Source organism: Acidovorax sp. BoFeN1 (genome assembly GCF_003345135.1).
In the GTDB taxonomy this organism is placed as follows: domain Bacteria; phylum Pseudomonadota; class Gammaproteobacteria; order Burkholderiales; family Burkholderiaceae_C; genus Acidovorax; species Acidovorax defluvii.
The window spans coordinates 1-4007 of the sequence record NZ_QOZT01000148.1 but is presented as its reverse complement, the minus strand read 5'-3'; the positions used below and the strand labels follow the sequence as shown (position 1 = coordinate 4007).

Below are 4007 nucleotides of genomic sequence, written 5' to 3'. Positions count from 1 at the left end.
GTTGAAACCCGCGAGCATCGCAAATGAGCTAAACGAAATTCAAATCGTGGACACCCATGAATCCTCTGAAACCCGCTTCAATACTGGCGTTGCCGCCCTTCAGCATCAAATAAGCCGGACACTACTGATGACAACCAGACCCTTGCAATTTTTGCGCCGTGGCCAGCCGGTGGCGCTGGGCAATGTACCACCCGACCGCACGCTGTTGCAGGTGCTGCGCGAGGACCTGGGCTGCACCGGCACCAAGGAGGGCTGCGGCGAGGGCGACTGCGGCGCCTGCACCGTGGTGCTGGGCGAGGCGCGCGATGGCAAGGTGCACTACAGCGCGGTGAACAGCTGCATCCGGCTGGCGCATTCGATCGATGGCATGGCACTGTGGACGGTGGAGGACCTGGCGGAAGACCCCTTGATCCAGCCGGTTGCCTTGCCCCACAAACCGACGCGAGCGGACGGCGGGCTAGGCGTACGGAGCACAGGAACCGGAATGGGCATGCAGGTCCATGAGGATTACGACGAGCGGGAAGAAAAGGGGCCCGCTACCCTTTCCGGCGCAACGACGCCCCCCGTTCGCGCAGTAGGTTTGCATCCTGCCCAGGAGGCCATGGTGCAGTGCCACGGCTCCCAGTGCGGCTTTTGCACTCCCGGCTTTGTGATGAGTCTCTTTGGGATGTATCAAAACCACGTTTGCCAGGGCCAGCCCGTCACCCGCGCACTGGCGCAGGAAGAACTCTCGGGCAACCTGTGCCGCTGCACCGGCTACCGCCCCATTCTGGACGCCGCGCAGCACATGGCCACGCTGCCCGCTGTGGCGGTCAACGAACCCCAGTTGCTACAAAAATTAGAGCTGCTTGCGCTTACCAGCAAAGGGCTAGAGGCCAATTTTTCATATATTTCACCGACCACACTGCCCGCCCTGCTGGCGGCCCGGGCCGCGCACCCGCACGCCCAGGTGGTGGCTGGCTGCACCGATGTGGGGCTGTGGATCACCAAGCTGCACAAGCAATATGCACAGATTCTGGATGTGACGCGCGTGGCCGCGCTGCGCACGGTAGACACCACGCCGCAGCACATCCGCATCGGCGCGGCAGTCACGCTGACCGATGCCTTTGCCGCACTCACCGCGCAGTGGCCGCAGCTGCACCGCTTTGCCACCCGCTTTGCCGGCCTGCCTGTGCGCAACGCGGGCACGCTGGGCGGCAACGTGGCCAACGGCTCGCCGATTGGCGACTCGATGCCGCTGCTGATCGCCCTGCGCGCCCAGGTAGTGCTGGCCAGCACGCGCGGTGAGCGCACACTCGCGCTGGAAGACCTCTACACCGGCTACCGCCAGAACGCGATGGCCCCCGACGAGCTGCTGGTGCACATCCTCGTGCCGCGCCCTGCGGACACCGAAAGGCTGGCCGTCTACAAGGTATCCAAACGCTTTGACGACGACATCTCGGCCGTGTGCCTGGCGCTGAACCTGGACATCGCAGGCGGCGTGGTGCAGCGCGCCCGCATTGGCGCGGGCGGCGTGGCCGCCACCCCGGCGCGCGCGCGGCAGGCCGAGGCCGCCCTGCAGGGCCAGCCCTGGACCGAGGCCACCGTGCAGCGCGCCGCGCTGGCACTGCAGGCCGAGTTCAGCCCCATCTCGGACATGCGCGCCAGCGGCGCCTACCGCAGCGCGGTGCTGGGCAACCTGCTGCAGCGCTACTGGCTGGAGAGCCAGGGCCATCAGGCCGCAAGCCTTGAAGATCTTGACCTGGAGTCCGTGGCATGAACGCCCCCCACACGCTGTTTCCCCAGGTGCCGCCAGCCTCCACCGGCCCCGCCATGGGCCAGTCACACATCCACGAAAGCGCTCGCGCCCAGGTGGCGGGCGCCGCCCATTACATCGACGACCTGCCCGAGGTGAAGGGCACGCTGTATGCAGCGCCCATCCTCTCGACGGTGGCCCATGGCCGCCTGAACGGCGTGGATTCGCGTGCCGCGCTGGCATTGAGCGGCGTGCGCGGCGTGGTGCTGGCGGCCGACGTGCCGGGCGACAAGCTGCTGGCCGCCTTTGCGCACGACGAACCAGTTTTCGCGCTGGACACCGTGCAGCACATCGGCCAGGTGATCGGCCTGGTGGTGGCCGATTCGGTGATGCAGGCCCGCCGCGCGGCGCGCGCCGTGCAGCTCGACATCACGCCCCTGCCCGCCATTCTTTCCGTGCAGGCGGCGCTAAAGGCTGAAAGCTACGTGCTGCCGCCGGTGTTCGTGCGCCGGGGCGACGCGGCCGCGGGCCTTGCGCAAGCGCCGCACCGCCTGCAAGGCGCCTTCGAAGTGGGCGGGCAGGAGCATTTCTACCTTGAAGGCCAGATTGCCTATGCCATCCCGCAGGAGCAAAAGCAGTGGTCGATCCATTCGAGCACGCAGCACCCCGGCGAAGTGCAGCACTGGGTAGCGCACGCTCTGGGCATCGACAACCACGCCGTGCGCGTGGAGTGCCGCCGCATGGGCGGCGGCTTTGGCGGCAAGGAGACGCAGGCCGGGCACCTGGCCGTGTGGGCGGCCGTGGCCGCGCACAAGTTCGGCCGCCCGGTCAAGCTGCGGCTGGACCGGGACGAAGACTTCATGGTCACCGGCAAGCGACACCCGTTTGCCTACGAGTACGACGTGGGCTTTGACGACACGGGCCGCATCACGGGCCTCAAACTGCAGATGGTCGCCAACTGCGGCTTCAGCGCCGACCTGTCAGGCCCCGTGGCCGACCGCGCCGTGTTCCACGCCGACAACGCCTATTACCTGAGTGACGTAGAAATCGCCTCGTACCGCTGCAAGACGAACACGCAAAGCCACACGGCGTTTCGCGGCTTTGGTGGCCCGCAGGGCGTGATCGTGATCGAGGCCATTTTGGGCGACATTGCCCGCACGCTGGGGCTGGATGCGCAGGACGTGCGCCTGGCCAACCTGTATGGCAAGGACGCCAGCGCGGGCCGCAACATCACCCACTACCAGATGACGGTGGAGGACAACATCCTGCACGCGCTGCTCCCGCAACTGGAGCAGTCATCCCGTTACCGCCAGCGCCAGGCGGACATTGCCGCATGGAACGCGCAAAGCCCGGTGCTCAAGCGGGGCCTGGCCATCACTCCGGTCAAGTTCGGCATCAGCTTCACGGCCACGCTGTTCAACCAGGCGGGCGCGCTGGTGCATGTCTACACCGACGGCAGCGTGCAGGTGAACCACGGCGGCACCGAAATGGGGCAAGGGCTGCACACCAAGGTGGCGCAGATCGTGGCCGACGAGCTGGGCGTGCCACTGCACCGCGTGCTGGTCACCGCCAGCGACACCGGCAAGGTGCCCAATGCCAGCGCCACGGCGGCCAGCAGCGGCACCGACCTCAATGGCCGCGCCGCGCAGTACGCGGCGCGCCATGTGCGCGACAACCTGGCGGCGTTCGTCTGCGGGCTCGATGGCTGCGGAGCGGGTGCCATCCGTTTTGCCGGTGGTCAGGTCATCTCGCCCAAGAAAGTGCGCGCGTTCGATGACGTGGTGAAGGAGGCGTATGCCAACCGCATCCAGCTGTGGAGCGACGGGTTTTATCGCACACCCAAGATCCACTACGACAAGGCCACGCTCACCGGGCGGCCGTTCTACTACTTCAGCTACGGCGCGGCGTGCACCGAAGTGGTGATTGACACCCTCACGGGCGAGAACCGCGTGCTGGCCGTGGACATCCTGCACGACGTGGGCCACAGCATCAACCCGGCCATCGACATTGGCCAGATCGAGGGCGGCTTTGTGCAGGGCATGGGCTGGCTCACCACCGAGCAGCTGGTGTGGAACGACAAGGGATATCTGGCCACCCACGCGCCCAGCACCTACAAGATTCCGGCCACGGGCGACATTCCGGCGCATTTCAAGGTGGACTTGTGGCCCGAGGCCAACCGCGAGGACAACGTGGGCGGCAGCAAGGCCGTGGGCGAGCCGCCGTTCATGCTGGCGATCAGTGTGTATGAGGCGTTGCGCAATGCGGTGGCGGC

2 protein-coding genes are annotated in these 4007 nt (G+C 66.7%); both read left to right on the top strand.

Annotated elements, in window-relative coordinates; genetic code table 11:
* Positions 1 to 127 precede the first annotated feature (127 nt).
* Positions 128 to 1759: a xanthine dehydrogenase small subunit gene (locus DTW89_RS18810; RefSeq protein WP_114657039.1), complete on the top strand. Its 1632-nt coding sequence runs from the start codon at positions 128 to 130 to the stop codon at positions 1757 to 1759.
* Positions 1756 to 4007 (top strand): xanthine dehydrogenase molybdopterin binding subunit (gene xdhB, locus DTW89_RS18805; RefSeq protein ID WP_114657038.1); only part of this gene is annotated, 2252 nt, incomplete at its 3' end. The genes DTW89_RS18810 and xdhB, both read left to right, overlap by 4 nt.

What these genes read in the sequence shown, in the direction of transcription:
- DTW89_RS18810 (WP_114657039.1), top strand. Translation starts at nt 128, where the DNA reads ATGACAACCAGACCCTTGCAATTTTTGCGCCGTGGCCAGCCGGTGGCG.